Source organism: Sideroxydans sp. (assembly GCF_054604835.1).
Genome location: NZ_JBTSFG010000006.1, coordinates 113646 through 136108, shown reverse-complemented (window position 1 = coordinate 136108; position 22463 = coordinate 113646). Strand labels below are relative to the sequence as shown.

The following is a 22463-nucleotide window of genomic DNA, read 5'->3' as shown; positions in this document are numbered from 1 at the left end:
CGCCAAAAAGGTAAAACATGCTGAACTACCCACGCGTTGCGATAGATTTCATGAACAACGACCACGCCGAGTTCGTCGCCCTGCGCAAGCACCTGCTCGACCTGCTGCATTCGGGCGCGGATCACACGCAAGTGGATGCCCTGCTGGACACCCTGCTGGAACACACCCGCCTCCATTTCGCCGAGGAAGAGCAGCTGATGCTGTCGGTCCAGTTCCCGCCCTACCCGATGCACAAGGGCGAGCACGACAAAGTGCTGGCCGACATGATCGCCCGCGCCGAAAACTGGAAGACCTCACGCAACAGCAAAGACCTCAGTAGCTGGCTGGAACACGCCGTGCGCGACTGGTTCGTCAATCACGTGAGTAGCATGGATTTCGTGACGGCCGCCTATATCCAGGCGCGGAGTGCATGATGAGCGAAGAAATATTCGACCATAGCCGCTTCGTGCAAGCCCATGCGGCCATGCTGGAGCTACTGGACAGCGATGCGACCGAAGCCGCGTTGAGCGATGCGTTGGCGGCCATGCAGAACAGCTTGCAGCAACAATTCGCAAAAGAAGAACAGGCCATGCAAGCCGCACAGTTCGGCCCGCTGGATGCGCACAAAAAAGACCACGATCAGGCGCTGGAACGCCTGTCTGCCCGCATCGCCCAATGGCAGGAATCGCAGGACAAAAAGGCATTACTGGAATATCTGGAAGGGCCGTTCTCGGACTGGTTCGTGCGCCACGTCAACACCCGCGACTTCATCACCGCACAGCGGCTGTCGCTGGGCGTCTAGCTGCTGACCGTCGGCGGCACCAGTCCGCGCAGTTTGAAGCAACTCGGGTTCGGCATACCGTCCAACTCGTATTCGTTGAACTCGCGGCACACCTGCGGACGAGCGTCATAGATGCCGCATCGCACCGCCTGCCCCACCTCCCCCTCCAGCGCGATGCAGCGCGGCGGATAGATATCCGTGCCCTTCATGCAGAAGGAATGTTCATTGAGTCGATTGGTGAGTTTGAGCGGCACATAGCCGCCGGGGGAGATATCCACTTCCTCGCGATGCAGCACGATACGGAAGTGCGCGCAGCATGCGCCGCAAGTCAGGCAGGGATTTTCCTCACTCATTCCCTGACGACTTCAGCATGCAGGTCGTGCTCGTCGGAACCGGTGATCTTCACCGTGACGAACTCGCCCACTTCCAGGTCCTCGCCGTCGATGTAGACCAGCCCGTCGATCTCGGGCGCATCGGCGCTGCTGCGCGCGAGGGAGCCTTGTTCGTCCACGTCGTCCACCAGCACGGTCATGGTCTGGCCGACTTTCTTGGCCAGTTTCTCGGCACTGATCTCTTCCTGCAGATACATCAGGCGCGCGAGGCGCTCTTCCTGTTCTTCGGGGTCGATATGGTCGGGCAGTGCATTCGCGGCAGCCCCTTCCACCGGCGAATACTTGAACGCACCGACGCGGTCGAGTTGTGCTTCTTCGATGAAGTCGAGCAGTTCTTCGAACTCTTCTTCCGTTTCGCCGGGGAAGCCGACGATGAAGGTGCTGCGCAGGGTGATGTCCGGACAGATCTCGCGCCATTTCTTGATGCGCGTCAGCACGTTCTCGCTGCTGGCCGGGCGCTTCATCAGCTTGAGGATGCGCTCGTTGGCATGCTGGAACGGGATGTCGAGGTAGGGCAGGATCTTGCCTTCCGCCATCAGCGGGATGACATCATCCACGCTGGGATACGGATAGACGTAATGCAAGCGCGTCCACACACCGAGCTCGCCCAGTGCGCCTGCCAGATCGGTCATGCGCGTCTTGAGCGGCTTGCCCTGCCAGAAGCCGGTGCGGTATTTCACATCCACGCCATAGGCAGAAGTGTCCTGCGAGATGACCAGCAGTTCTTTCACGCCGGACTCAACCAGCTTCTCCGCTTCGGCCATCACATCATGCACGGGGCGGCTGACCAGATCGCCGCGCAGGCTGGGGATGATGCAGAAGGTGCAACTGTGGTTGCAGCCTTCGGAGATCTTCAGGTAGGCGAAATGTTGCGGCGTGAGGCGCACGCCCTGCGGCGGCACCAGGTCGGTGTAGGGATCGTGCAGGCGCGGCAGATGCTGGTGCACCGCGTTCATCACCGCCTCGGTCTCGTGCGGACCGGTCACCGCGAGCACCTTGGGATGCGTCCTTTGCACGATGTCGCCCTTGGCACCCAGACAACCGGTGACGATGACGCGGCCGTTCTCCTGCAAGGCTTCGCCGATGGCTTCCAGCGACTCCGCCACCGCGCTGTCGATGAAGCCGCAGGTGTTGACCACCACCAGATCGGCTTCTTGATAACTGGGCGTGAGCTCATAACCTTCGGCCTGCATGCGCGTGAGGATGAGCTCGGAATCGGATGCCGCTTTGGGGCAACCGAGCGAGACGAAACCGATCTTGGGTTGAGTTTTACTCATGACGTATTCCTGTAGATTCTTCGGGCCGTTCCAGTGTCGCATCAATCAGCGAGACCGGGTCTTCGATGGGCTCCAAATGGGTGGTGATGTGGCTGAACGGCACGGCGGTGCGGATCTCGGCCTCAATCAGCTCGACCAAGTCATGGCCGCGCTGCACCGACCATACACCCGGCACCAGCACATGCATTGAGATGAAAGCCTGACGTCCGGCTTCGCGCGTACGCAGCGCATGGAAGTCCAGACCCTGTGCACGGTACTTCGCCAGCACGACTTCGATGGCGTCGATATGCTCCTGCGGGATGGCTGCATCCATCAGGCCTTCAGCCGAACGATGCAGCAACTGCCAGCCGGTCCACACAATGTTCGCTGCCACTGCCAACGCGATCACCGGGTCCAACCACAACCAGCCGGACAGCCAGACCAGCGCCACGCCGATGATGACGCCGACCGAGGTCCACACATCGGTCATCAGATGTTTGGCGTCCGCTTCCAGTGTGATGGAGTTGTAGGCGCGTCCGGCTTTGAGCAATTCGCGCGCGGCGAACAGATTGATGAGCGATGCGACCACCGACACGGCCAAGCCGACGCCGACCTCGGCCAGCGCCTGCGGATGCAGCAAACGGTCAATGGCCGCATAGGCGATACTGATCGCCGCCAGCAGGATGAGGAAACCTTCGAACGCGCTGGAGAAATACTCCGCCTTGCCGTGGCCGTAGGCATGCTTCTCATCGGCGGGGATAGCTGCCAGTGTCAGCACGTACAAGGCCATCAATGCGCCGGCCAGATTGACGAAAGATTCCAGTGCATCAGACAGCAGGCCGACCGAGCCGGTCAGCCACCATGCCAAGCCCTTGAGCAGAATGGTGGCGACAGCCGCCGCGATGGACAGCCAGGCAAAACGGGTCAGATCGGCATGCATCTCAGACCCCGGTCGCCATACTGACCAGACCCACGGTCGCCACGCCCAGCACGATCAACACCACCTGCTGCACGGTGTCGCGCATACGGGTGCGTTTGTGCAGACCGGGGATGAGGTCGGCCACGGCGACATAGATCATGCTGGCCGCCGACAGCGCGAGGATGTAGGGCGTCCACGACTGCAAACCCTGTAGCGCGTAATAGGCCAGCACCCCGCCTACCAGCGTGGCGAAGCTTGAGATCAGGTTGAGCTGGAACGCGCGCAGCTTGCTGTAACCGGAATGCAGCAGGATGAGGAAATCGCCGACTTCCTGCGGGATCTCGTGCGCGATGATGGCCAGCGCGGTGACGATACCCAGATTGATGTCGACCATGAAGGCGGCGGCAATGATGATGCCGTCCACGAAATTATGGAAGGTGTCGCCGATGATGAGCATGGTGCCGCTGCGACCGTGGTCGTGATCATGGGATGACGGCTCTTGCGGCTCGTGCGCTTCACAATGGTCATGGTGGCAATGACGCCAGATCAGCACCTTCTCCAGCGTGAAGAACAGCAGGATGCCGGCCAGCACCGTGCCGCTCACGGCGGCGGTGTCGCCGGCCAGTTCTATTGCTTCCGGCAGGATGTCGAGGAACACCGCGCCCAGCAGCGCGCCGATGGCATAGCTGACCAGCATGCCGATCCAGTGCGTGCGCGCATTCAGCGCGAACAGCGCGGCAGCGGCAACGCTCAGCACGCCGCCGAACAGGCTGGCGACGATGATCCAGGTCAGGACGGACATATCAGGTCAGGGGAATACGGGGCGCGCATTGTACCCGACGCGGCGCTATTCCCCCAGCACCACATCCTTGGTCTCGGGCAGGAACAGCAGGCCGATGATCGAGGCCATGATCAGCATGCCGACCGGATACCAAAGTCCCGCCATCACATCCCCCGCCTGCACCGACAACAGGGTCACCATGAACGGCGACAGGCCTCCTATCCAGCCCGCGCTCAGGTTGTGCGGCAGCGCGGCAGCTGTGTAGCGATTGCGGGCCTTGAACAGTTCGGGCAGCACGGCCGTCTGCGGACCGGTGATGAGTCCGACCGCGACCACCGGTATCAACAGCAGCAGGAACAACATCACCGTGTTGGCCTGCTCGCTGTCGGCTTGTGCAGTCCAGCCTTTGGATCGCAATCCAGCGCTCAACGCATCAGGGTCAAAGCCGCTGACCTCGACATCCGCACCGATACGCACCACAGCGCCCTCGCCCGGCTCGGTGCTGTGCACGATGCCGTTCTTGATGAAGAACTCCTGATTGCGTGCGCATTCGCTCTTCGCCTTCTGGAAGGGACTGTAGTCGCAGTCAGTGCCGGACAGGGTCACCGAAACTTCGCTGTTGAATCGTTCCAGCGCGGGATTGCCGAAATGCTGCAGCCCATTGAACACCGGGATGATGGTGAGCGCCCCCAGCAGCAAGCCGGCCAGCAGCACCGGGCGACGCCCGATGCGGTCGGACAGCCAGCCGCACCAGATGGTGAGCGGGAACAGCACCAGTGTGGAGAGCATCACCAGCGTGCTGGCGAGTTGCGCATCCAGCCGCACCACGCTCTTCAAAAACACGTTGGCATACACCTGCGAGGTGAAGAACAGCAAGGAGCCGCCCGCCGAGATGCAGAAGAACAACAGCGCCATACCCTTCAAGGTCTGCCGGTCGCGGAAACATTCGCGCAACGGTGCCTGTGACACGCGCCCCTGTTCCTGCAATTCCTTGAACACAGGCGATTCTTCCAGACTCATGCGCGTCTTGATCGAGATATACAACAGCACCACCGAGAACAGGAACGGTATGCGCCAGCCCCAGCTGCTGAACTCCGCATCATCGAGGAACATATGCAACAACACGATCTGGAAGGTGGAGACCAGAATGCCCAGCGGCCCCATCAGTTGCAGCACGCTGGTGTAGAAACCGCGCCGTCCTTCGGGCGCATGTTCGGTCAGATAGACCGCCACACCGCCGATCTCGCCGCCCACCGCAAAACCTTGCAACAAGCGCAGCAACAGCAACAATGCCGGAGCCAGCATGCCGACCTGCGCATACGTCGGCAGCAAACCGACCAGGAAGGTGGAGGCACCCATCAATGAGATCGTCACCAGGAAGATCGGACGACGGCCGTAACGGTCCGCCAAGGTACCGAACAGCGCCGAACCCAAAGGCCGCACGATCATGCCCACACCGAATGCCGCCAGACTCGCCAGCAAAGCTGCGGTCGCATCTTCCGGCGGGAAGAACAGCACACTGAAGTAGGTCGCCAAGGTGGCGAAGGTGAGGAAGTCATACCACTCGAGGAAGGTGCCGAAACAGGCGGCGAGCACCACTTTTCGCTGCTTGGGAGTGATTGTATTCATAGCTGCTGACTACGTTATGGAAACAGCGGTGGGATATAAAGCATATGCTGGCGCTTGTCCACCCGAGCGCTTGATTTACGGTGTGGCGAGACACACAATGTAGCCGCAATGAACCATTCGTCGCAGGCCGCTGTCACATGCGCGGCCCTTAACTTCCGGAGATCACGATGAGAACCCATTCCCTGCTACCCCTTTCTGCCATCGCCTTGCTGCTGTCCGCCTGCGCCACCCCCGACGCCGGCAAGCCGGTCACCTATCAGGATGTGAATTCCACCGGCGTCGTGGCCGGTGTGGGCGTGGAGAGCCAGGATGTGACCGCCGTCACCGATGCGATGGTGAAAGACATCCTTGCCACGCCCGAAGTGGTGAAACGCAGTCAGGCGGCACGCGTCATCCTCGATGCGGCCTATTTCGAGAACGAGAGCAGCCAGCGCATCAACAAGAACCTGCTGGTGGATCGCCTGCGCATCAATCTGCAGCGTGCAGCCCAAGGCAAACTGCAATTCGTCTCTCGCGAATCCGCCGACATGGTCGCGCAGGAACGTGACATGAAGCGCCAGGGTACGACCGACGCCGGCACACTCAAACAAGCCAAGGCAACCGCCGGTGCTGACTATCGCCTGATCGGCCGCATCAACTCGCTGGATGCGCGCAGCGCACAGAGCGGCACGGTGGAACGCTACACCCAGATCACCTTCGAACTGATCGATCTGGAGACTTCACTCAGCATCTGGTCCAACCTGTATGAGTTCAAGAAGGGCGGCCAGGACGATGCGGTCTATCGCTGATCCTTCAGCGACGACCCGCTTCGTTCCACACGCGCTGGCGTGCGCACTCTGGCTGACGCTGTCCGGCTGCGCTTCGACGGGAATCGATAACGAGCTGGTCCAACCGGGACGCCTCGAACAACTGCTGGAGCCTAAGGCGGAAGTGCCGGCCGCGTTGCGCCCCTTCGTGCTGCGCGATCAGGAACAAGGCCGCCGCGACCGTGTGCTGAACGAGGCGATGGCCGGGCTGTCCGCACTGGAACTGTCGCAACCGGAAATCGCCCAGCGCCTGCTGTCCGACGCGCAAGCGCTGATCGAGACTATCTATGCGCACGATCCGGCAGCCAACCGCGCGCGCAGCAACTTCGTGCCGGAGGCCAACAAGGATTTCAAGGGCGACCCCTACGAACGCGCCATGGTCGGCTACTACCTTGCCCTCGCCGATTTCTCCGATCCCGATCTGGACAACGCGCGCGCCGACCTGCGTTTCGCCGAGATACAGGACACCATGTCCGCTTCCGAGACCTTCCAGAGCGACATGGTCATCATGCCGTTCATTCGCGGCTGGCTGTATAACTGCTCGGGACGCAGCGCACAGGCGAAGGATGAATTCGCCGCCGTACGCAAAGCGAAGCCGGGTATCAAAACACCCGCCGCCACCGACAACGTGCTGCTGATCGCCGAGGTCGGCCGGGCACCGGGCAAGGTCGCCTCTGGACGCCATCAGGAAGAACTGCGCTACGCGCGGCGCGACGACGGCACGATACGCGGCGTCACCTACACACAGGACGCGCAACTGCTGGTGGGGCAACAGATCGAGGACGTGTACTGGCAAGCCTCCACACGCGGCGGGCGCGCGGTGGACAAGATACTGGCGGGCAAGGCTTCGTTCCGCAATACCGCCGAAGGCATCGCGACCGGCGCTGCCGTGTTCGCGCACATCTCTTCCGATCTTGCGCGCAATGCAGCCCGACGCAGAGACAGTGATGATGCCAACCAGTACGCCGGACTGGCACTGCTCGGCATACTGGTCAGCATCGGCAGCGACATCGTCGCCGCCTCCACCCATCCTGAAGCCGATACGCGCACTTGGTCCAGTCTGCCCGACCGCATCTATGTGGCGACCACGCAAGCGGACATGAATGCCGAGCAGCTGCCGTGGTCATTGGGTTTCCATGATGCAAAGGGCGCGCTGCAAAGTGCGGTGGAGATGAAGTCCTTCCGTTCCGGCGCCTGCATGCTGGTGTGGGGGCGACAATATCCGGGCAGTTATCCCTCCAGCTGGACGGACAGCTCACTGCGACACGAAGCAGCGGTGCATGAGCGCTGCAAAGGGGATTGCAGTGCGATCGCCGAACAGGCAACACTCGATGCCAAGAATTTCAATACCTCGCTCGCACCACTCGCCGCGCCAGACGTGGTTCCCGACAATGTTGATACTGGCGTCACTTTCAAGCGCAGAATATTCCTCACCAACCCGAACTGACCGGACAACCCCACCTTACCCACAGGAGAACATCATGCTGAAAAAGACACTTTCCATCCTGCTATTGAGCTTCATGGCCGCGTGCCAGTCCTTGCCCGATGCCACCATCATCATGATCGACGAAGACCATCTGGAAGACGTGGTCGAAGTGAACGGCGTGCAATCCGGACGCACCGCCACCGGCACGCTGCGCGTGTGGGGCGAGTTGAAGAACCTCACCGACCAGCGCGTGCTGATCGAAGTGCGCGCCGCATTCCGTGGCGACGACGGGCGCGTGGTGGAAAAGGCAGGCGGCTGGACGCGCGTGTTCATCGACCCGAACTCCACACAGGATATGGAGTTGCTCTCCACCGTGAACGATGCGGAAGAATTCTTGCTGGAAGTGCGTGAGGGAAAACAGTAAAGCTTTGATTCAGACGAGCCAGATGAAGCTGCCCATGCGGCCTGTCACACCGTCGCGGCGGTAAGAGAAGAAACAGTCCGGCTCGCCGTAGGTACAGCGCCCGCCACCGTGGATGGACGTGATACCGAGTGCGTTCAGACGCTGGTGCGCCAGCAGATAGAGATCGGCCAGATACTTGCCCGATTCGCCCTGCGCAACGAAGGCTTCCTTGGCTTGCGCATGCTGCGCGATGAAAGCCTCGCGCACTTCCGCGCCGACTTCGAAGTGTGTCTGGCTGATGGCCGGGCCCAACCAGGCCAGCAACTTGTGCGGTGCGACATCCATCGCTTTCACCGTCACTTCGATCACACCATCGCACAGACTGCGCCACCCCGCATGCACCGCAGCGACCACCGTGCCATCCTCGTCACACAGCAGCACCGGCAGACAATCCGCTGTCATCACCACACACACAGAACCGCGATGCCGAGCGATACTGGCATCGGCCACCACTCTGCATGCGGCTGCATCGGCATTCGCCACTTCGGTGCCGTGCACCTGTTCCAGCCATACCGGTTCGGTGGGCAGCAAGGCGGAAAGTGACTGGCGGTTGTGATTCACCCGCAGCGGGTCATCGCCCACATGCAGACCGAGGTTCATCGAATCGTAAGGGGCCTGACTGACACCGCCGGCACGGGTGGTCTGCATCGCCCTGACGTTGGCCGGTGCCGGCCAGTCGGGGGCGATAAAGGGATCACACGACTTCATCGCTCGCCTCTTCGATCGCCTCCAGCAACGCATCCATGTCGTCCGGCAGCGGCGTATCGAACTCCATCCGCTTGCCGGTCGTTGGATGGTCCAGCGCCAGTTTCCAGGCATGCAAGGCCTGGCGCGGGAAGTGGATCAGGATCTCCTGCAAGGCCGGCACGCATTTCTGCACGCCCTTGATGTAAAGCGTATCGCCCACCAGCGGATGATCGAGGTATGACATGTGCACGCGGATCTGGTGGGTGCGACCGGTCTCCAGCTTGCAACGCACCAGCGTGCAACTGTGGAAACGTTGCTCGACATGGACATGGGTGATCGCTTCCTTGCCGCTCTCGGTCACCGCCATCTTCACGCGCTGCGTGGGATGGCGACCGATCGGCACGTTGACCGTGTAATCGCGGTCCACCTCGCCCCACACCAGCGCCAGATATTCGCGTTTCACGCTGCGCGCCTGCATCTGCCGCACCAGTGCGGTCTGCGCCACCACCGTCTTCGCCACCACCATCAGGCCGCTGGTGTCCTTGTCCAGACGATGCACGATGCCCGCGCGCGGCACTTCGTTCAGCTCGGGCGCATGGAACAGCAGACCGTTCAGCAGCGTGCCCTGCCAGTTGCCGCTGCCGGGATGTACCACCAGCCCCACCGGCTTGTTGATGATGAGGATCGCGTCGTCTTCGTAGAGGATGTCCAGCGGGATGTCTTCCGGCTCGGCCACCATCTCTGAAGGGTGTACCTGCGGCAGGACTGTCAGCTTCTCGTTGCCCCACACCTTCTGTTTGGTCGTGGCTGTCTTGCCGTTGATCGACACCAGCCCCTGCCCTATCCAGTCTTGCAGGCGGCTGCGCGAGTATTCAGGGAGCAATTTGACCAGGATCTGGTCCAGACGCAGTCCACCGAGCTCGGTCGGCACTTTGAACTCAAGCGGGTCGGCGCTATCGTCGTCTTTGCTATAATCGGGTAATTCTTCTTCGGGTTCTATCATGCGTCATAGTTTAGCTGTTTTCCTCCTGTTCACGTTAGCTGCTTGTAGTTCGCTTCCCGAAGCTGAAGATACCAAGCTCACTGCCGACGAGCTGTATGCCATGGCCAAGGTAGAGATGCAGGACGAAAGCTACGAGCGCGCCGTCAAGCTGCTGGAGCGCCTGCAATCGCGCTACCCCTACGGCCGCTATGCGCAACAGGCACAACTGGACATCGCCTACGCCTATTACAAACAGGGCGAACCGGCGCCCGCACTGTCCACACTGGACCGCTTCATCAAACAGTTCCCCAAGAGCGACGCACTGGACTACGTGCTCTACCTGAAAGGCCTGATCAACTTCGACGAAAACCTGAACAGCTACTTCAGCACCCTGTTCCAGCAAGACCCCGCCGAACGCGACCCGGTCGCCTTGCGCGCCTCGTTCGACGCATTCAAGGAACTGGTCACGCTTTATCCGGCCAGCCGTTATGCGGAAGACGCGCGCCAGCGTATGCAATACCTGCTGGTCACACTGGCCAAACACGAGATCGCCATCTCCAGTTACTACCTGCGTCGCGGTGCGTACATCGCCGCACTCAACCGCGCACAGGGCGTGCTGGCCGACTACCCGGAGACCATGCAGACGCGCGACGCGCTGCAGATCATGGTGCAAGCCTATACCCGTCTCGGCATGAACGACCTCAGCCAGGACACGCAACGCGTACTCGACAGCAGCATCGCCAAGGACGGCATCAAGCCCTCGCAGACCTTCTTCAAGGAACGCGAGACGCCGTGGTGGAAGTTCTGGGAAATCTAAGATGAGATTCTGCGCAGACTGCGGCGCCCCGGTCGAACTGCGCACCCCGCAGGACGACAACCGCGAGCGCTACGTCTGCTCTGCCTGCGACACCATCCACTACCAGAACCCCAAGATCATCGTCGGTGCCATCCCCGAATGGGAAGACGGCCGCATCCTGCTCTGCCTGCGCGCCATCGAACCGCGCCACGGACTGTGGACGCTGCCGGCAGGGTTCATGGAGAACGGCGAGACCGTTACCCAAGGTGCCGCGCGCGAGACACTGGAAGAAGCCAACGCCCGCGTCGACATCCACGAACTGCTCGGCCTCTACAACCTGCCCTACATCAACCAGGTGCAGATGCTGTTCCGCGCCACCCTGCTCGACCTCGACTTCTCGCCCGGCGTGGAAAGTCTGGATGTGCAGCTATTCAAGGAAGAAGACATCCCCTGGGAGCAACTCGCCTTCCGCCCGGTGCGCTACGCGCTGGAACACTACTTCGCCGACCGCAAGCGGGGGGAATTCAAACTGCATAGCGGCGACCTTGCGCCACCCGTGCCCAGAGCCTGAAAGTGTTTGGCTTTGAAGGCCCACGAACTTGAATTCATCTGCACGCCATGAACACCCCAGCACATATTGAAACGCCCGCTGACAAAGCTTCCATCGGCTGGACGTTGATATTCATCGCCTGGCTGATCGCCACAGCATCCACGCTGGGTGCGCTGTTCCTCGGCGAGGTGATGGGCTACACGCCGTGTTTGCTCTGCTGGTATCAGCGCATCGCCATGTTCCCCTTGGTATTGGTGCTGGCTGCAGGCCTGTTCCCTTTCGATGCGCGCGTCGTGCGATACGCGCTGCCACTGGCACTGGCCGGTTTGGGGCTGGCGCTATTCCATCTGGCACTCATCGCCGGCTGGATACCGGAAAGCATCAAACCCTGCCAGCAAGGTGTACCTTGTTCCGACGTGGTTGTCGTGTGGTTTGGTTTTGTGACCATCCCCTTATTGTCTGTAATGGCCTTCGCCGCCATCGCCGCCCTGCTCCTGATCACCCATATCAAAGGTTCCAAATGAAACAGAAAACCCTATTCATCGTATCCGCCGTCGTTCTGTTGCTGGCCTTTGTCGCCGCTGCCGTGTTCTATTCGGGGCAAAAGGAAGAAGCCGCAAGACAACTCGCCGAAACCAATCGCGCCGCACTGATGCGCATCCATTCGCCCACGATGGGCAATCCCGATGCGCCGGTCGTCATCGTCGAATTCTTCGACCCTGCCTGCGAGACCTGTGGCGCCTTCTACCCCAGAGTCAAAAAACTCATGGCAGCACATCCGGACAAGATACGGCTCGTGCTGCGTTACGCACCGTTCCACAATGGCTCGGACAAAGTAGTCGCCGTACTGGAAGCGGCACGCAAGCAGGGCAAGTTCTGGCCTGCGCTGGAAGCGCTGTTTGCATCCCAGCGCGACTGGGCAGCCAACCACACCGCACAGGTTGGCAAGGTATGGAAACATCTGGATGGATTGGGGTTGAACATGGAGCAAATGGCTTTCGACATCACCGCCCCAGAGATCGACAAACTGATCGCGCAGGACCTTGAGGATGCGCGCACATTGAACGTGACCATGACCCCGGAATATTTTGTGAACGGCAAACCCCTGCCGAGTTTCGGCTTTGAACAACTGACCGAACTGGTGGATCAGGCGCTGGCAGAAAGTACGCGCTAGAGACTGCAACTCACGCCCGCGCAATGCGGGCGATAGCAGGCCGACGATCTAACCATCCCGCATTAGTTTGCCCGGTACAAAACCCTTAATATCCCCATCGACCATTCAAGTCTCTGGAACTGGGCGAGTTCGCCCCCGCGATCAGGATGGCACTGCATGGCAAGGCGACGGTATTGCTGCCTGATCTCGGGATAGCTGACGGGATGCGCGAGCCCCATCACGGCCAAGGCTTTGTCGCGTTGTTCGTCACCGGAGAATCTTTTCCAAAAGTCGTTTAACAGGCGCAACACCTCCTGTTCATCGGTATTGGTGAAGTTGTCCAGCTCCAGGTAGTAAGCGGCTAAGGGGTCAAACTGTGCCGGATGGTCGGATGGCGTGTTGCGATAAGCTATCTGCCGTATACCCAGACAATGTATTTCCAGATCGCTTCGCTGCGCCGCGCGCAACTTGTCGCGCAGCACATACAAACAATGGAACAGCAGGAAATGGCGCTGAAACAGGCCAAGAGGACTATTGAAATATTCCTCGCCGAACAGACTGACTTCGTGTTCAGCCAGTTTTTTCAGTAGCTCATGTTCGGTGAACCCGGCCGGGTGGGCATCAAGGATCTCGCCGAGAACGGCCTGAATGCCTTCAATGACATCTTTCATGGGGGAAGCACTTTCCGATTTTCGTTCTGACAAACTGCCCGTTCAGCAGATCACCGCTGATGGATTTTCTACCAAGAAGCATGACGCACGATTGATTGACGCTGCGCGATGCACTGCTGCATCTGGGCTGATCCTATTCGATCCAGACACCCTTGCTTCAGATTTCAAAATTCAGGGCTGCCGATGGACCATCGGTCTGCAGCAAGGCTTCGAATTCATCTATCGGTATCGGTCTGCTGAACAGATATCCCTGATACGCCATGCACCCCATCTGCTTGAGATATCTCAGTTGATCTTCTGTCTCCACGCCTTCCGCAATGACATGCAACTGGAACGCTTTGGCCATATTGATGATGGTTTCCACCATCACCGCGTCGATGGCATCTATGCCGATGTCACGCACAAAACTCTGATCAATTTTGATCTGATCGAGCGGTAGTTTCTTCAGGTAAGAGAGGGATGAATAACCCGTTCCGAAATCATCCAGAGACAGTTGAACGCCAATATCCTGCAGGGCCTGCATCTTGATGGCCACCTCTGCGGCATCCTCCAGCACCACCGCCTCCGTCAATTCCAGTTTCAGCAATGTAGGATCGACCTGGTGCTTCTTCAGGAGCAATGACACAGCCGGCACAAAGTCCATTTTCTTGAACTGTGCGGCACTAACGTTGACAGCCAAGATCAGATTGCGGGTCTTTTCGTTCCTGCTCCAGGCAGCCAGTTGCTTGCAGGCGGTTTCCAGCACCCAATGGCCGATCTCCAGTATCAGCGAGCTCTCTTCCGCGATGGGAATGAACTGCATGGGAGGGATCATGCCCTTTTCGGGATGGAGCCAGCGGATCAGCGCCTCTGCCCCGATAGGTCGGCCCTCGTTATCGACCTGAATCTGGAAATACAGCCGCAACTGCCCTTCGGGAAGGGCTCTGCGCAATTCCGACTCTATCAACGCCCGTGACTCGACTGCTTCCTGCACGGCTGGATCGTAGAAGCGCACGGCATTCCGGCCAGCATCCTTGGCCTGATACATGGCCATATCGGCATGCTTCAACAGCGCATCCAGTGACTCGTCATTACCTTTGAACAAACAGACACCGATGCTCGGGGAGCTGTGATACTCCAGTTTCTCAAGCTGGTAAGTTTTCGATAATGAAGATCTGACCTTCTCTGCAATCTGTGCCGCCTTCCGTGAAGCCTGCCCGGCATCTGCCTCGACGTCCTCCAGCAAAACGATGAACTCGTCACCGCCCAAACGGGAGACCGTATCGACCTCGCGCACACAGAATTTGATGCGCCGGGCGACCTCAATGAGCATGATGTCGCCCAAGTCATGTCCCAGCGTGTCATTCAACACTTTGAACCGGTCCATATCCAGAAACAGGATGGCGCCATATTGCCCACTGCGCCCCGAGGCGATCAGTGCAGCCTCCAGCCTGTCCATCAACAGGCGGCGATTCGGCAACCCTGTCAGGGCATCGTAGAACGCCAGATTGCGTATCTCATCCTCAGCCTTCTTGCGCAGGGTGATGTCACTGAATATAGCGACATATTCTGTCGTTTCTCCCTCATCATTTCTAACGGCAGTGATCGTCAACCATTTCGGATAGATCTCTCCGTTCTTGCGCCTGTCCCATACCTCACCGGACCACTTTCCCCTGCCAAGTAATTGAGCCCACATCTCTGCATAGAATTCCTTGCTGTGGCGGCCCGAGCTCAGTATGCGCGGATTCTTTCCGATCACTTCTTCCGCACTGAAACCAGTGATGTCATGAAAGGCCTGATTCACTCTGACGATATCACCATCTTTATTGGTAATCACGATGGCCTCATCTGTCTCAAAGGCCACTGCCGCGACACGCATGTATTCATTACTTTCCCGCAACGCCTTCTCGATGAATTCGCGTTCGTTGATCTCCTCCAGAAGCTGCTCATTGGAAACGTTGAGTTCTCTAGTGCGTTCCTCGACCTTCTCTTCTAGGGTCCGATAGATGTCGCGGAGTTTCCCGGACATCACATTGAAGTCTTTGCCGAGCTCTCCGATCTCATCGCCATAGTGGATCGGACTCTGTTTGCCGAACCGTGTGCTCTCAACATCCTTTATCGAGGCCTGAAGGGCATGGATCGGTGCGATCACGAATTTATCGATCAATCTCAGGGTCAGGTATATACCCAGCATGCCCATCGCAAACAGGATGCCGAAGGCATATGCCAGCGAAGTCCACATCGGCATCAGCAATTCGTCCGCTTCCTGCTCCACGACCAGCGTCCACTGGGAATCGTAGAACGGCATCGAGGTACCGAGCATCTGCTTGCCCGTGTGCCCGATGTAATATCCCATCGTCTCACGGCATCCGGTCGTGCATCGTGCGTCGGTCGTATAAGTGCCACTGTTCCCGCATATCACGCCAGCCTGTTGCAGAGTGGTCCGCCAGGGCAGTTCGCTGCCATGCCCTTTCATGAGTTGCCCCGGACGTGTACGGGATTCGGTGATCAGCAGGTTTTCCCTGTTGACGATGTAGTAGTCAAAGGTCCTGCCGACTCCAGCCAGATAGAAGGCCCCCATATCGCCGGCGAGGTTGCCGATCTCGCCATTGACGATATTGGTCAGCATCCGCGCGTCCACATGGACATAGACCGTTCCTCTGGAAGCCTGGGAAGCGAAAGTCATGACCGGTATGCCATCCTCAAGATGCGGATCGGAGTATCCGGGACCAAGCTTGATGCCCAGCGCCCACATTCTGCCCTCACGCTGCGGATCCGATGAGACCACAATGCGGCCACGAACCACATAGTCGATTGCGTGATAGACCTCCCATGTCGGTATCTCCCGGTTCTGGGCCGTGATCTCCGCTTTGAAAGGATGTTCTTCCAAGCTGAAGACGTCGGTCGAAACGATACTTTTGAAATGCCCTCGCAGTATTCTGGAATCCGCTTTCCCCGCAAGTTCTGCCAACTGTCTGGCCAGCTTTTCGTTTTGATCGATGAACCGAATCACCCCCTGCTGTTTCGCATCGGTGAAATTCATCAAACCGCCCAATGCGGTCTGAACATTCAGCCAGTAACTTTGGTATGCAAAATAAGAGAAGCCAGCCAACAGTGTCGCTATCGACACAACGCTGGTCAGCAGCAGGATCTTCAATCTCAGCGAAAGATTGCCGAACCAAGCGAATGACTTGGTATATGCACTTGCCATCATTGACTCAGTTCATCACCTGCGCAGATAGAAGGTAGACGGATCATAACCCATTCTTCAAACATGATTCGGCGCGCTGGGGCTGCGTAACACCCCGTTGCTGCGACCTTGTTCAGCCGGCGGGCCGAGTACACCCCTTAAGGTCTATTCCCAGCCATTCGCTCTATACCGCTTCCTCGACGATCAATTCTTCGCCGAACCAGGGAGAGACAGCTATGGCGAACAGGATGGTGTGGTCTTCTATCTCGGCGATGATCCAGTAGCCGCCCACGCCCAACACCTCGACCCATTTCTGCAGAACGGTATTCACATCCGCCTCACCGGCAGCCAGCTTCCGTTGAACTTCTTCGAACACGCCCCTGTTCTCTTTGGCCAAGTTGCGCATGTTCCCCAATATCTCATCGACTTCCCCGCGCACGGGTTGATAACCGCGATCGGTATGGGGAATGAGCGAGGGGATCTTTCGGCTGGGATTGTTTTCGGCGATGAAGTGGGCCGCCGCGATGACCTCGTTTTTGTTGTACAGGATTTTCATAGCGACCTCCTGGCAATTCAAATGAAATCTGGCATACACCCCGGACGGCGGCGAACTCACTCCGGCAGGAGCGGCCTGCCCTATTTTTTTACGGCGCGCTTATGCTTATCTTGCTCCAATCGGGCGCGTTTTTCTTCCCTTTCGGCATTCAGCGTCAGGGCCTTTTGCACCAATGCGTGTAATTCGATCAGACTCAGCCCGGGATAGTCGTCCATCACGCCGCAATCCTGAAAATATTCGGCGCTCCACAGCGGTGCCAGTTCGTCCTTGCCGGTTTCCTGCCGATATTCCGCGGCGGCCGTCTCGATATGCGCGGACAGTTTTTGCATCGCTCGCCCCTTACCGCTTCGCGCCCAGCACCCCCGCGAAGCGCGCATCCAGAGCAGGTTGTCTTTCGTACGCATCCAGCGCGGGCGTCATCTCGTCCGACAGCAGCGCCAGCCTCTTGTCGAAGGAGGGGTGGGTCTTGAACATGAGTGCCAAATTGGAGTCGCCGGGGTTGATGGATTGCAGGGTCTGCAATACGGCGGGTAGACCGTAAGGGTCGTAACCGGCGCGGGCGGCAAGCACGACGCCCATGCGGTCGGATTCGAACTCGTCCTGTTTATCCAGACCGCGTGCGTAGATCTCGGTACCGGCGCTGACCAGCTTGGTCAAGCGCGGGTCGCCGCCGTGGGTCTTGATCGCGTCGTTGGCGAGATCGCTGAACAGTTCCGAGCGTGCGCCTTTCTTCAACGCCATCAAGTGATGTTTGCGCAGCACATGTGAGATCTCGTGCGCCAGCACACCGGCCAGCTCCGCCTCGTTGTTCATGCGCGCGAGCAGGCCTTTGGTGATGAACACGTAACCGCCCGGTGCGGCGAAGGCGTTGATGTCCGGGTCGTCCAGCACGCCGAACGTCCACGGGATGTCGGGGCGCTCAGTCTGCAACGCGATCCAGCGACCAATGCGGTTCACATAGCGTTGCACTTCGGGGTTGTCGAGCAAGGGCGCGGCACCCAGCAGATTGCTGGCGATGCCGCTGCCAAGCTCGATCTCCTGCGGTTCGCTCACGTCCTCGTTGGCCTTCTTGATCTTCTGCACCGTCTTCACGGCTTTCTCCAGATCGAAGTTGCCGAAATCGAACGCCTGCGCCGGCACGGACAGGCTCAGCACCAGCATCAGTATGAGTGTTCTCATCTCTCACCTCCCGGCAGATAGTCGACCTGTTGGGCTTTCAGTTTTCCCGCCATGGCGAAACGCTTCGCCTCGGCCTTGCTGGCTGCGTACAGTTTGGCCTCTTCCAGTTCCTGCGGGTTGGGCTTGGCATTCTTCAGATCCTCTTCCGACAGGCCGCGCACGCCGGTGGTGACGGTACCGCCGCCGCGTCCGGTCTGCGCCACATTGAACAGTGAGCGCAAGCCGTTGTCGGCGCGGCGCTGCGTGGTGCCGCGCACCAATTGCAGGCTGAGCATCTTCACCCAGCCGCTGGTTTCGCCGCTCTTCACTTGCGTCCACGAGGCGCGGCGCTGCAACACTTGCACCTTGCTGCGTTCCGGCAAGGTCAGCAGCGTCTGCGCATCGCTGTAGGGTTTTGCCTTCATCTCGGTGCTGCGCAAGGTGACGGCCTCCTCTGCTGCGGCGCTGGCGACCAAGCCGAATGCCAGACAGGCTGCGATCAATCTCTTCATGCCGACTCCCCTTTCCTGGACGGGGCAAACAGTTCCACTTCCTGCTCGCGCCCTTTCACCTTGAACGATCCGAACGACTGGAATTCAAACGCATCCCCGCATGCCTGCATGGTCTCGCGCGAGACGAGGATGCGCGACACGCCCTTGGTCAGTCCTTCGATACGGCTGCCCAGGTTCACAGTGTCGCCGATGGCGGTATATTCACGGCGTTGCTCACTGCCGATCAGGCCGACCACGGCGGGGCCGCTGTGGATGCCGATGCCGACATCGAAGGTCGCATCCTCTTCGCCCAGTTCCTTCTTGAACTTTTGTAACACCTCGCCCATCTCCAGCGCGGCTTCCACCGCGTGTTTGGCATGATCGGCATCGTCCAGCGGCGCCCCCCAGAAGGCCATGATGCAATCGCCGATGAACTTGTCCAGCGAGCCGCCGTGGCGGAACACCACCTCCACCTGCAAACTGAAATAACGGTTGAGCAACTCCACCACCTGCTCCGGCGTGCGCTTCTCGGACAGGGTCGTGAAACCGCGGATGTCGGAAAACAGGATGGTGATCTGGCGGCTCTCGCCTTGGCGGCTGAGACCGCCGTGCGCCACCAGTTCCTGCACCACATGCGGATTGACGAAGCGGCTGAACAACTGCACCGCCTGCTCGCGCGATTTTCGTTCGCGCAGATAAGCGCGCAGGGCGAAAGCGACATAGGCCAGCCACACCAACAGCAAGGGCGACAAAACCGGCAACAGCAGCAGGTTGCCGACCGCGAAATATTGCGCCAGCAATAGCGCCACAGTGACCAGCACCATGCCCTGCCCCACTTTCAGCGCGTTCATGCCGCGCATGAACACGATGCTCAGCACACCGATCAGTAACAGCGCGAGGCCGCTCGGGAACCCCTCATCGGCGCGGCGCATGGCGCGGCCGCTCTTCAGGTTGTCGATGGCGGTGGCCAGCATCTCCACACCGGGATACAGGCTGGCCAGCGGCGTCACGCGCACATCGTGCATGCCGGTGGCGGCGGTGCCGATGATGACGATCTTGTCTTTCAGTTCGCCCGCCGGACGCTGGCGCTGCTCGCGGCCGAAGTCGGTGTACAGGTCGGCATAGGAGATATGTTTGAACGCGCCCGGCTTACCGCGCCAGGCGAGGATCATATCTGCCTGCTGCGGCACGTCATAGCCCAGATCTTGCGCAACGCGGGCAGGCAGCGAGGGGATGCGCCAGCCGTAGGCTTCGCTGTAGAGCTGATAGCGACGGCCGACGCCGTCCTCGTCTTCTTCGAAGTTGATAGTGCCGACGCGCCAATGCTCGGGGTCTAACGCCAGCGGTGGCAGTACGGCGAGCTTCGCATCGTCGTCAGCCTCTTCACTGCGTTGCAGACCGAGCAAGGGTGCGATGTCGGTGACCGGCGCACCCTGCGCATCCATCGCCGCATCGCGCCGCACCATGGGGAAGTAGACATTGTTCAGACCTTGCAGCGACTGATTGAAGGCCTCGTCACTATCGGGGCGGAACGCATCGCGCTCGCTGAACAGGATGTCGAACACGATGGCTTTGGGTTGCTGGGCAGCGATGCCTTGCAGCAGTTCGCCGTGGATGGCGCGCGGCCAGGGCCAGCGCCCGGCGTCGTTCTCCATCTGCGCCAGGCTGGTATCGTCGATGTCGACGATGACGATGTCTGGATCGGGCGTCAGTGCCGCTGCCTGCATACGCACAAAGGCGTCCGACAACCGGTTCTCCAGCGGAGACAGCGCATGCAGGAACAACAGCTCCAGCAAAGCGAGCAACATGAAAGCCAGCCCGATGTGTTGGGCGCTCTGTCTATCTGGGGTGCGGGGCGCGTTCTGCATGGCTTTATTCTGCCTGATTCCGCATGAAATCAGCGACCTTCTGGAAAGCGGCCATCAGATCCTTGCGCAATGCCTCGTCTTCCACCACATCGTCCAGCGCCTGCGACATGCACATCATCCACTGGTCGCGCTCCTCGTCACCGATGGCGAACGGCATGTGACGCTGGCGCAGGCGCGGATGGCCGAACTTCTCCACATACAGTTGCGGCCCGCCCATCCAGCCGTTGAGGAACATGAACAGTTTGTCCTCCGCACTTTTCAGGCTGATGTGGTGCATCTTGCGGATGCGATGCGCCTCGGGCAACTCGTCCATCAATTGGTAGAAGCGCTGCACCAGCTCGCGTATCTTGGCTTCGCCGCCGATGCGCTGGTAATGGTCGTTCTGGGGTTCTGTCGCTTGCATGTTCACTCCGTAAAGAATCTTGTACTCAGTTCTTGCAGACCGAGCATCTCCAGCATCTCGCTCAATCTTTGCGCCGCCTTCTGGCGCGGCAGGTCCTTGTAGCTGGCGATGATGAGCTCGTTCTTCATCGAATGCTCCCAGCCCACCAGCTCGGTCACCGTCACCTGATAACCGTGCGCTTCCAGTTGCAGGCAGCGCAGCACGTTGGTGGCGTGGCTGCCGAACTCGCGCGTGTGGATGGGATGCCGCCACAGTTCGGTCAGCGTGTTCTTCAGCGCGGAACCTTTGTTCTTGCGCAGCACGGAGGCGACTTCGGCCTGACAGCACGGCACCAGCACGATGTGCTTGGCCTGCTTGGCCAGCGCGAACCGGATGGCATCGTCAGTCGCGGTGTTGCAGGCATGCAGCGCAGTCACCACATCCACCTCCGCGGGCAACTGGTCCGAGGTGATGGAATCCGCCACCGACAGGTTGAGGAAGGACATGCCGCCGAAATGCAGACTCTCCGCAAGTTCGCGCGAATGGGTGACCAGCTCTTCGCGCGTCTCGATGCCGTAGATATGCGAAGCATCCTGCAATGATTTGAAGAACAGGTCGTACAGGATGAAGCCCAGATAGGACTTGCCCGCACCGTGGTCGACCAGCGTCAATGCCTCACGCTCGTTCTTCACCTCCTGCAACAAGGGCTCGATGAACTGGTACAGGTGATACACCTGCTTCAGCTTGCGGCGCGAATCCTGGTTCATCTTGCCGTCGCGCGTGAGGATGTGCAACGCCATCAGCAGTTCGACGGACTGGCCGGGACGGATCTCGGGATACTGTTCTTTACCGCTCATACTTTTTCCATTCTCATTCACACAATCCACTCGCCCATAGTTTTCCATTGATCATCAGTTCCGTGATGCGGCCGTCATTCTGGCGCATGTTGACTGTGGCGTTCACTTCGCTGCCGTCTTCCAGCCGGATTAGGACCCGGTCGCCCTGTACCCGATACACACCGCGCGTCCCGCCCCCGCTACCGTAGGCCATCCCCGCTCCGCTGCTGAACGACGATTCGCTGCTGTAGACCAAATTCCCTTGTCCGTCGAACTGAGCCGACTGGGTGCGACTGGAACTGGTGCCACTGTAGCTGCTGGACGAGCCGGTCCACTGACACAACCGACCGCGCAAAGCGCCAGCGTTGCCACCCGCCTGCTGTTTGCCCGGCTTCTGTTTGGTGCTGCCTGCTCGTAGGCAGCGGATCGTCTCACCTTCCGGGAAGGTCACCGCCAGGTTCTTGCCCTTCAGCTTGAATCGATAGGCCTCCTCGCCGAACAGGCCGGGGATCATGATCGCATTGCCCTGGATGCGGTAGCTGTTCTCTTCGCCGTCATAGACCAAGCGGTCACTGCTACGAAAATCGAGCACCGTCGCTCCTTCCTCTCCCTGACAATCCCAGCGCCCCACCAGATTCGCACCGGGTGCCGCCCATGCCCATGCCGACACCATCCAGCCTGCTATAAAAAACAGATATTTGCCCATGACCGCCTCCTCCTTCCGACACATGC

General features: G+C 59.6%; 26 protein-coding genes. 9 read left to right on the top strand and 17 right to left on the bottom strand.

The genetic code is table 11. The annotated features are described in order from the left end of the window. Positions 1-17 precede the first annotated feature (17 nt). A complete protein-coding gene (locus ACYCZ5_RS11035) occupies positions 18-413 on the top strand; it encodes a bacteriohemerythrin (protein ID WP_461544854.1) in 396 nt (131 codons plus the stop codon). Next, a complete protein-coding gene (locus ACYCZ5_RS11030; protein WP_461544853.1) occupies positions 413-781 on the top strand; it encodes a hemerythrin family protein in 369 nt (122 codons plus the stop codon). The genes ACYCZ5_RS11035 and ACYCZ5_RS11030 overlap by 1 nt, the downstream gene beginning before the upstream one ends. On the opposite strand, the gene ACYCZ5_RS11025 is transcribed toward ACYCZ5_RS11030, so the two are convergent. From ACYCZ5_RS11025 to ACYCZ5_RS11005, 5 genes are read right to left on the bottom strand one after another with little or no spacing between them, the layout of a single operon-like run. After that, on the bottom strand, positions 778-1113 hold the full coding sequence (locus ACYCZ5_RS11025) for a YkgJ family cysteine cluster protein (protein ID WP_461544852.1): 336 nt from the start codon (positions 1111-1113) through the stop codon (positions 778-780). The two genes, ACYCZ5_RS11030 and ACYCZ5_RS11025, sit on opposite strands and share 4 nt — an antisense overlap. After that, positions 1110-2429: a 30S ribosomal protein S12 methylthiotransferase RimO gene (gene rimO / locus ACYCZ5_RS11020; protein WP_461544851.1), complete on the bottom strand. Its 1320-nt coding sequence runs from the start codon at positions 2427-2429 to the stop codon at positions 1110-1112. The genes ACYCZ5_RS11025 and rimO overlap by 4 nt, the downstream gene beginning before the upstream one ends. Beyond that, the gene (locus ACYCZ5_RS11015) at positions 2422-3348 is read right to left on the bottom strand and encodes a cation diffusion facilitator family transporter (protein WP_461544850.1); all 927 of its coding nucleotides are present in this window, start codon (positions 3346-3348) and stop codon (positions 2422-2424) included. Before ACYCZ5_RS11015 ends, rimO begins: the two co-directional genes overlap by 8 nt. A gap of 1 nt (position 3349) precedes the next feature. After that, positions 3350-4129, bottom strand: coding sequence for a ZIP family metal transporter (locus ACYCZ5_RS11010; RefSeq protein ID WP_461544849.1), 780 nt, complete (start codon positions 4127-4129; stop codon positions 3350-3352). 45 nt (positions 4130-4174) lie between these two features. Then, positions 4175-5737 carry an MFS transporter gene (locus ACYCZ5_RS11005; RefSeq protein WP_461544848.1) on the bottom strand — a complete coding sequence of 521 codons (1563 nt, stop codon included), beginning with the start codon at positions 5735-5737 and terminating at the stop codon, positions 4175-4177. A 167-nt stretch (positions 5738-5904) separates the two neighbouring features. Here ACYCZ5_RS11005 and ACYCZ5_RS11000 point away from each other — a divergent pair, with 167 nt between their 5' ends. Genes ACYCZ5_RS11000 through ACYCZ5_RS10990 form a run of 3 tightly spaced genes read left to right on the top strand, consistent with a single transcriptional unit; the run spans position 5905 to position 8393 of the window. Then, positions 5905-6525 (top strand): hypothetical protein, encoded by a 621-nt coding sequence (locus ACYCZ5_RS11000; RefSeq protein ID WP_461544847.1) that lies wholly within the window; start codon positions 5905-5907, stop codon positions 6523-6525. After that, on the top strand, positions 6509-7990 hold the full coding sequence (locus ACYCZ5_RS10995) for a COG3014 family protein (protein ID WP_461544846.1): 1482 nt from the start codon (positions 6509-6511) through the stop codon (positions 7988-7990). Before ACYCZ5_RS11000 ends, ACYCZ5_RS10995 begins: the two co-directional genes overlap by 17 nt. Before the next feature lie 34 nt (positions 7991-8024). Then, the gene (locus tag ACYCZ5_RS10990) at positions 8025-8393 is read left to right on the top strand and encodes a hypothetical protein (protein WP_461544845.1); all 369 of its coding nucleotides are present in this window, start codon (positions 8025-8027) and stop codon (positions 8391-8393) included. A gap of 9 nt (positions 8394-8402) precedes the next feature. Here the strand turns inward: ACYCZ5_RS10990 and pgeF are convergent, their stop codons facing one another. Further along, a complete protein-coding gene (gene pgeF / locus ACYCZ5_RS10985; RefSeq protein ID WP_461544844.1) occupies positions 8403-9140 on the bottom strand; it encodes a peptidoglycan editing factor PgeF in 738 nt (245 codons plus the stop codon). Then, a complete protein-coding gene (rluD, locus tag ACYCZ5_RS10980; protein ID WP_461544843.1) occupies positions 9127-10122 on the bottom strand; it encodes a 23S rRNA pseudouridine(1911/1915/1917) synthase RluD in 996 nt (331 codons plus the stop codon). Before rluD ends, pgeF begins: the two co-directional genes overlap by 14 nt. Here rluD and ACYCZ5_RS10975 point away from each other — a divergent pair. From ACYCZ5_RS10975 to ACYCZ5_RS10960, 4 genes are read left to right on the top strand one after another with little or no spacing between them, the layout of a single operon-like run. Next, the gene (locus tag ACYCZ5_RS10975) at positions 10121-10918 is read left to right on the top strand and encodes an outer membrane protein assembly factor BamD (protein ID WP_461544842.1); all 798 of its coding nucleotides are present in this window, start codon (positions 10121-10123) and stop codon (positions 10916-10918) included. The genes rluD and ACYCZ5_RS10975 overlap by 2 nt on opposite strands. Before the next feature lies 1 nt (position 10919). Further along, positions 10920-11468: an NUDIX hydrolase gene (locus tag ACYCZ5_RS10970; protein ID WP_461544841.1), complete on the top strand. Its 549-nt coding sequence runs from the start codon at positions 10920-10922 to the stop codon at positions 11466-11468. A gap of 47 nt (positions 11469-11515) precedes the next feature. Continuing rightward, on the top strand, positions 11516-11971 hold the full coding sequence (locus ACYCZ5_RS10965; RefSeq protein ID WP_461544840.1) for a disulfide bond formation protein B: 456 nt from the start codon (positions 11516-11518) through the stop codon (positions 11969-11971). Then, positions 11968-12621: a DsbA family protein gene (locus ACYCZ5_RS10960; RefSeq protein WP_461544839.1), complete on the top strand. Its 654-nt coding sequence runs from the start codon at positions 11968-11970 to the stop codon at positions 12619-12621. Before ACYCZ5_RS10965 ends, ACYCZ5_RS10960 begins: the two co-directional genes overlap by 4 nt. A gap of 62 nt (positions 12622-12683) precedes the next feature. On the opposite strand, the gene ACYCZ5_RS10955 is transcribed toward ACYCZ5_RS10960, so the two are convergent. The 10 genes from ACYCZ5_RS10955 to ACYCZ5_RS10910 form a co-directional block, all read right to left on the bottom strand. Further along, entirely contained in the window at positions 12684-13271 is a 588-nt protein-coding gene (locus tag ACYCZ5_RS10955; protein WP_461544838.1) for a DNA-J related domain-containing protein, read from the bottom strand. Between the two features lie 157 nt (positions 13272-13428). Further along, positions 13429-16464 (bottom strand): putative bifunctional diguanylate cyclase/phosphodiesterase, encoded by a 3036-nt coding sequence (locus tag ACYCZ5_RS10950; protein WP_461544837.1) that lies wholly within the window; start codon positions 16462-16464, stop codon positions 13429-13431. 160 nt (positions 16465-16624) lie between these two features. Next, positions 16625-16996, bottom strand: a complete 372-nt coding sequence (locus ACYCZ5_RS10945) for a hypothetical protein (protein WP_461544836.1) — start codon at positions 16994-16996, stop codon at positions 16625-16627. An 80-nt stretch (positions 16997-17076) separates the two neighbouring features. Beyond that, a complete protein-coding gene (locus ACYCZ5_RS10940; RefSeq protein WP_461544835.1) occupies positions 17077-17325 on the bottom strand; it encodes a hypothetical protein in 249 nt (82 codons plus the stop codon). A gap of 10 nt (positions 17326-17335) precedes the next feature. After that, a complete protein-coding gene (locus ACYCZ5_RS10935; protein ID WP_461544834.1) occupies positions 17336-18175 on the bottom strand; it encodes a M48 family metallopeptidase in 840 nt (279 codons plus the stop codon). Beyond that, positions 18172-18666 carry an SH3 domain-containing protein gene (locus ACYCZ5_RS10930; RefSeq protein WP_461544833.1) on the bottom strand — a complete coding sequence of 165 codons (495 nt, stop codon included), beginning with the start codon at positions 18664-18666 and terminating at the stop codon, positions 18172-18174. Before ACYCZ5_RS10930 ends, ACYCZ5_RS10935 begins: the two co-directional genes overlap by 4 nt. Next, positions 18663-20513 (bottom strand): CHASE2 domain-containing protein, encoded by a 1851-nt coding sequence (locus ACYCZ5_RS10925; RefSeq protein WP_461544832.1) that lies wholly within the window; start codon positions 20511-20513, stop codon positions 18663-18665. Before ACYCZ5_RS10925 ends, ACYCZ5_RS10930 begins: the two co-directional genes overlap by 4 nt. 4 nt (positions 20514-20517) lie before the next feature. Then, the gene (locus ACYCZ5_RS10920; RefSeq protein WP_461544831.1) at positions 20518-20916 is read right to left on the bottom strand and encodes a group II truncated hemoglobin; all 399 of its coding nucleotides are present in this window, start codon (positions 20914-20916) and stop codon (positions 20518-20520) included. A gap of 2 nt (positions 20917-20918) precedes the next feature. Then, the gene (locus ACYCZ5_RS10915) at positions 20919-21752 is read right to left on the bottom strand and encodes a class I SAM-dependent methyltransferase (RefSeq protein ID WP_461544830.1); all 834 of its coding nucleotides are present in this window, start codon (positions 21750-21752) and stop codon (positions 20919-20921) included. 13 nt (positions 21753-21765) lie between these two features. Further along, the gene (locus tag ACYCZ5_RS10910) at positions 21766-22437 is read right to left on the bottom strand and encodes a hypothetical protein (RefSeq protein ID WP_461544829.1); all 672 of its coding nucleotides are present in this window, start codon (positions 22435-22437) and stop codon (positions 21766-21768) included. Between the last annotated feature and the right edge of the window lie 26 nt (positions 22438-22463).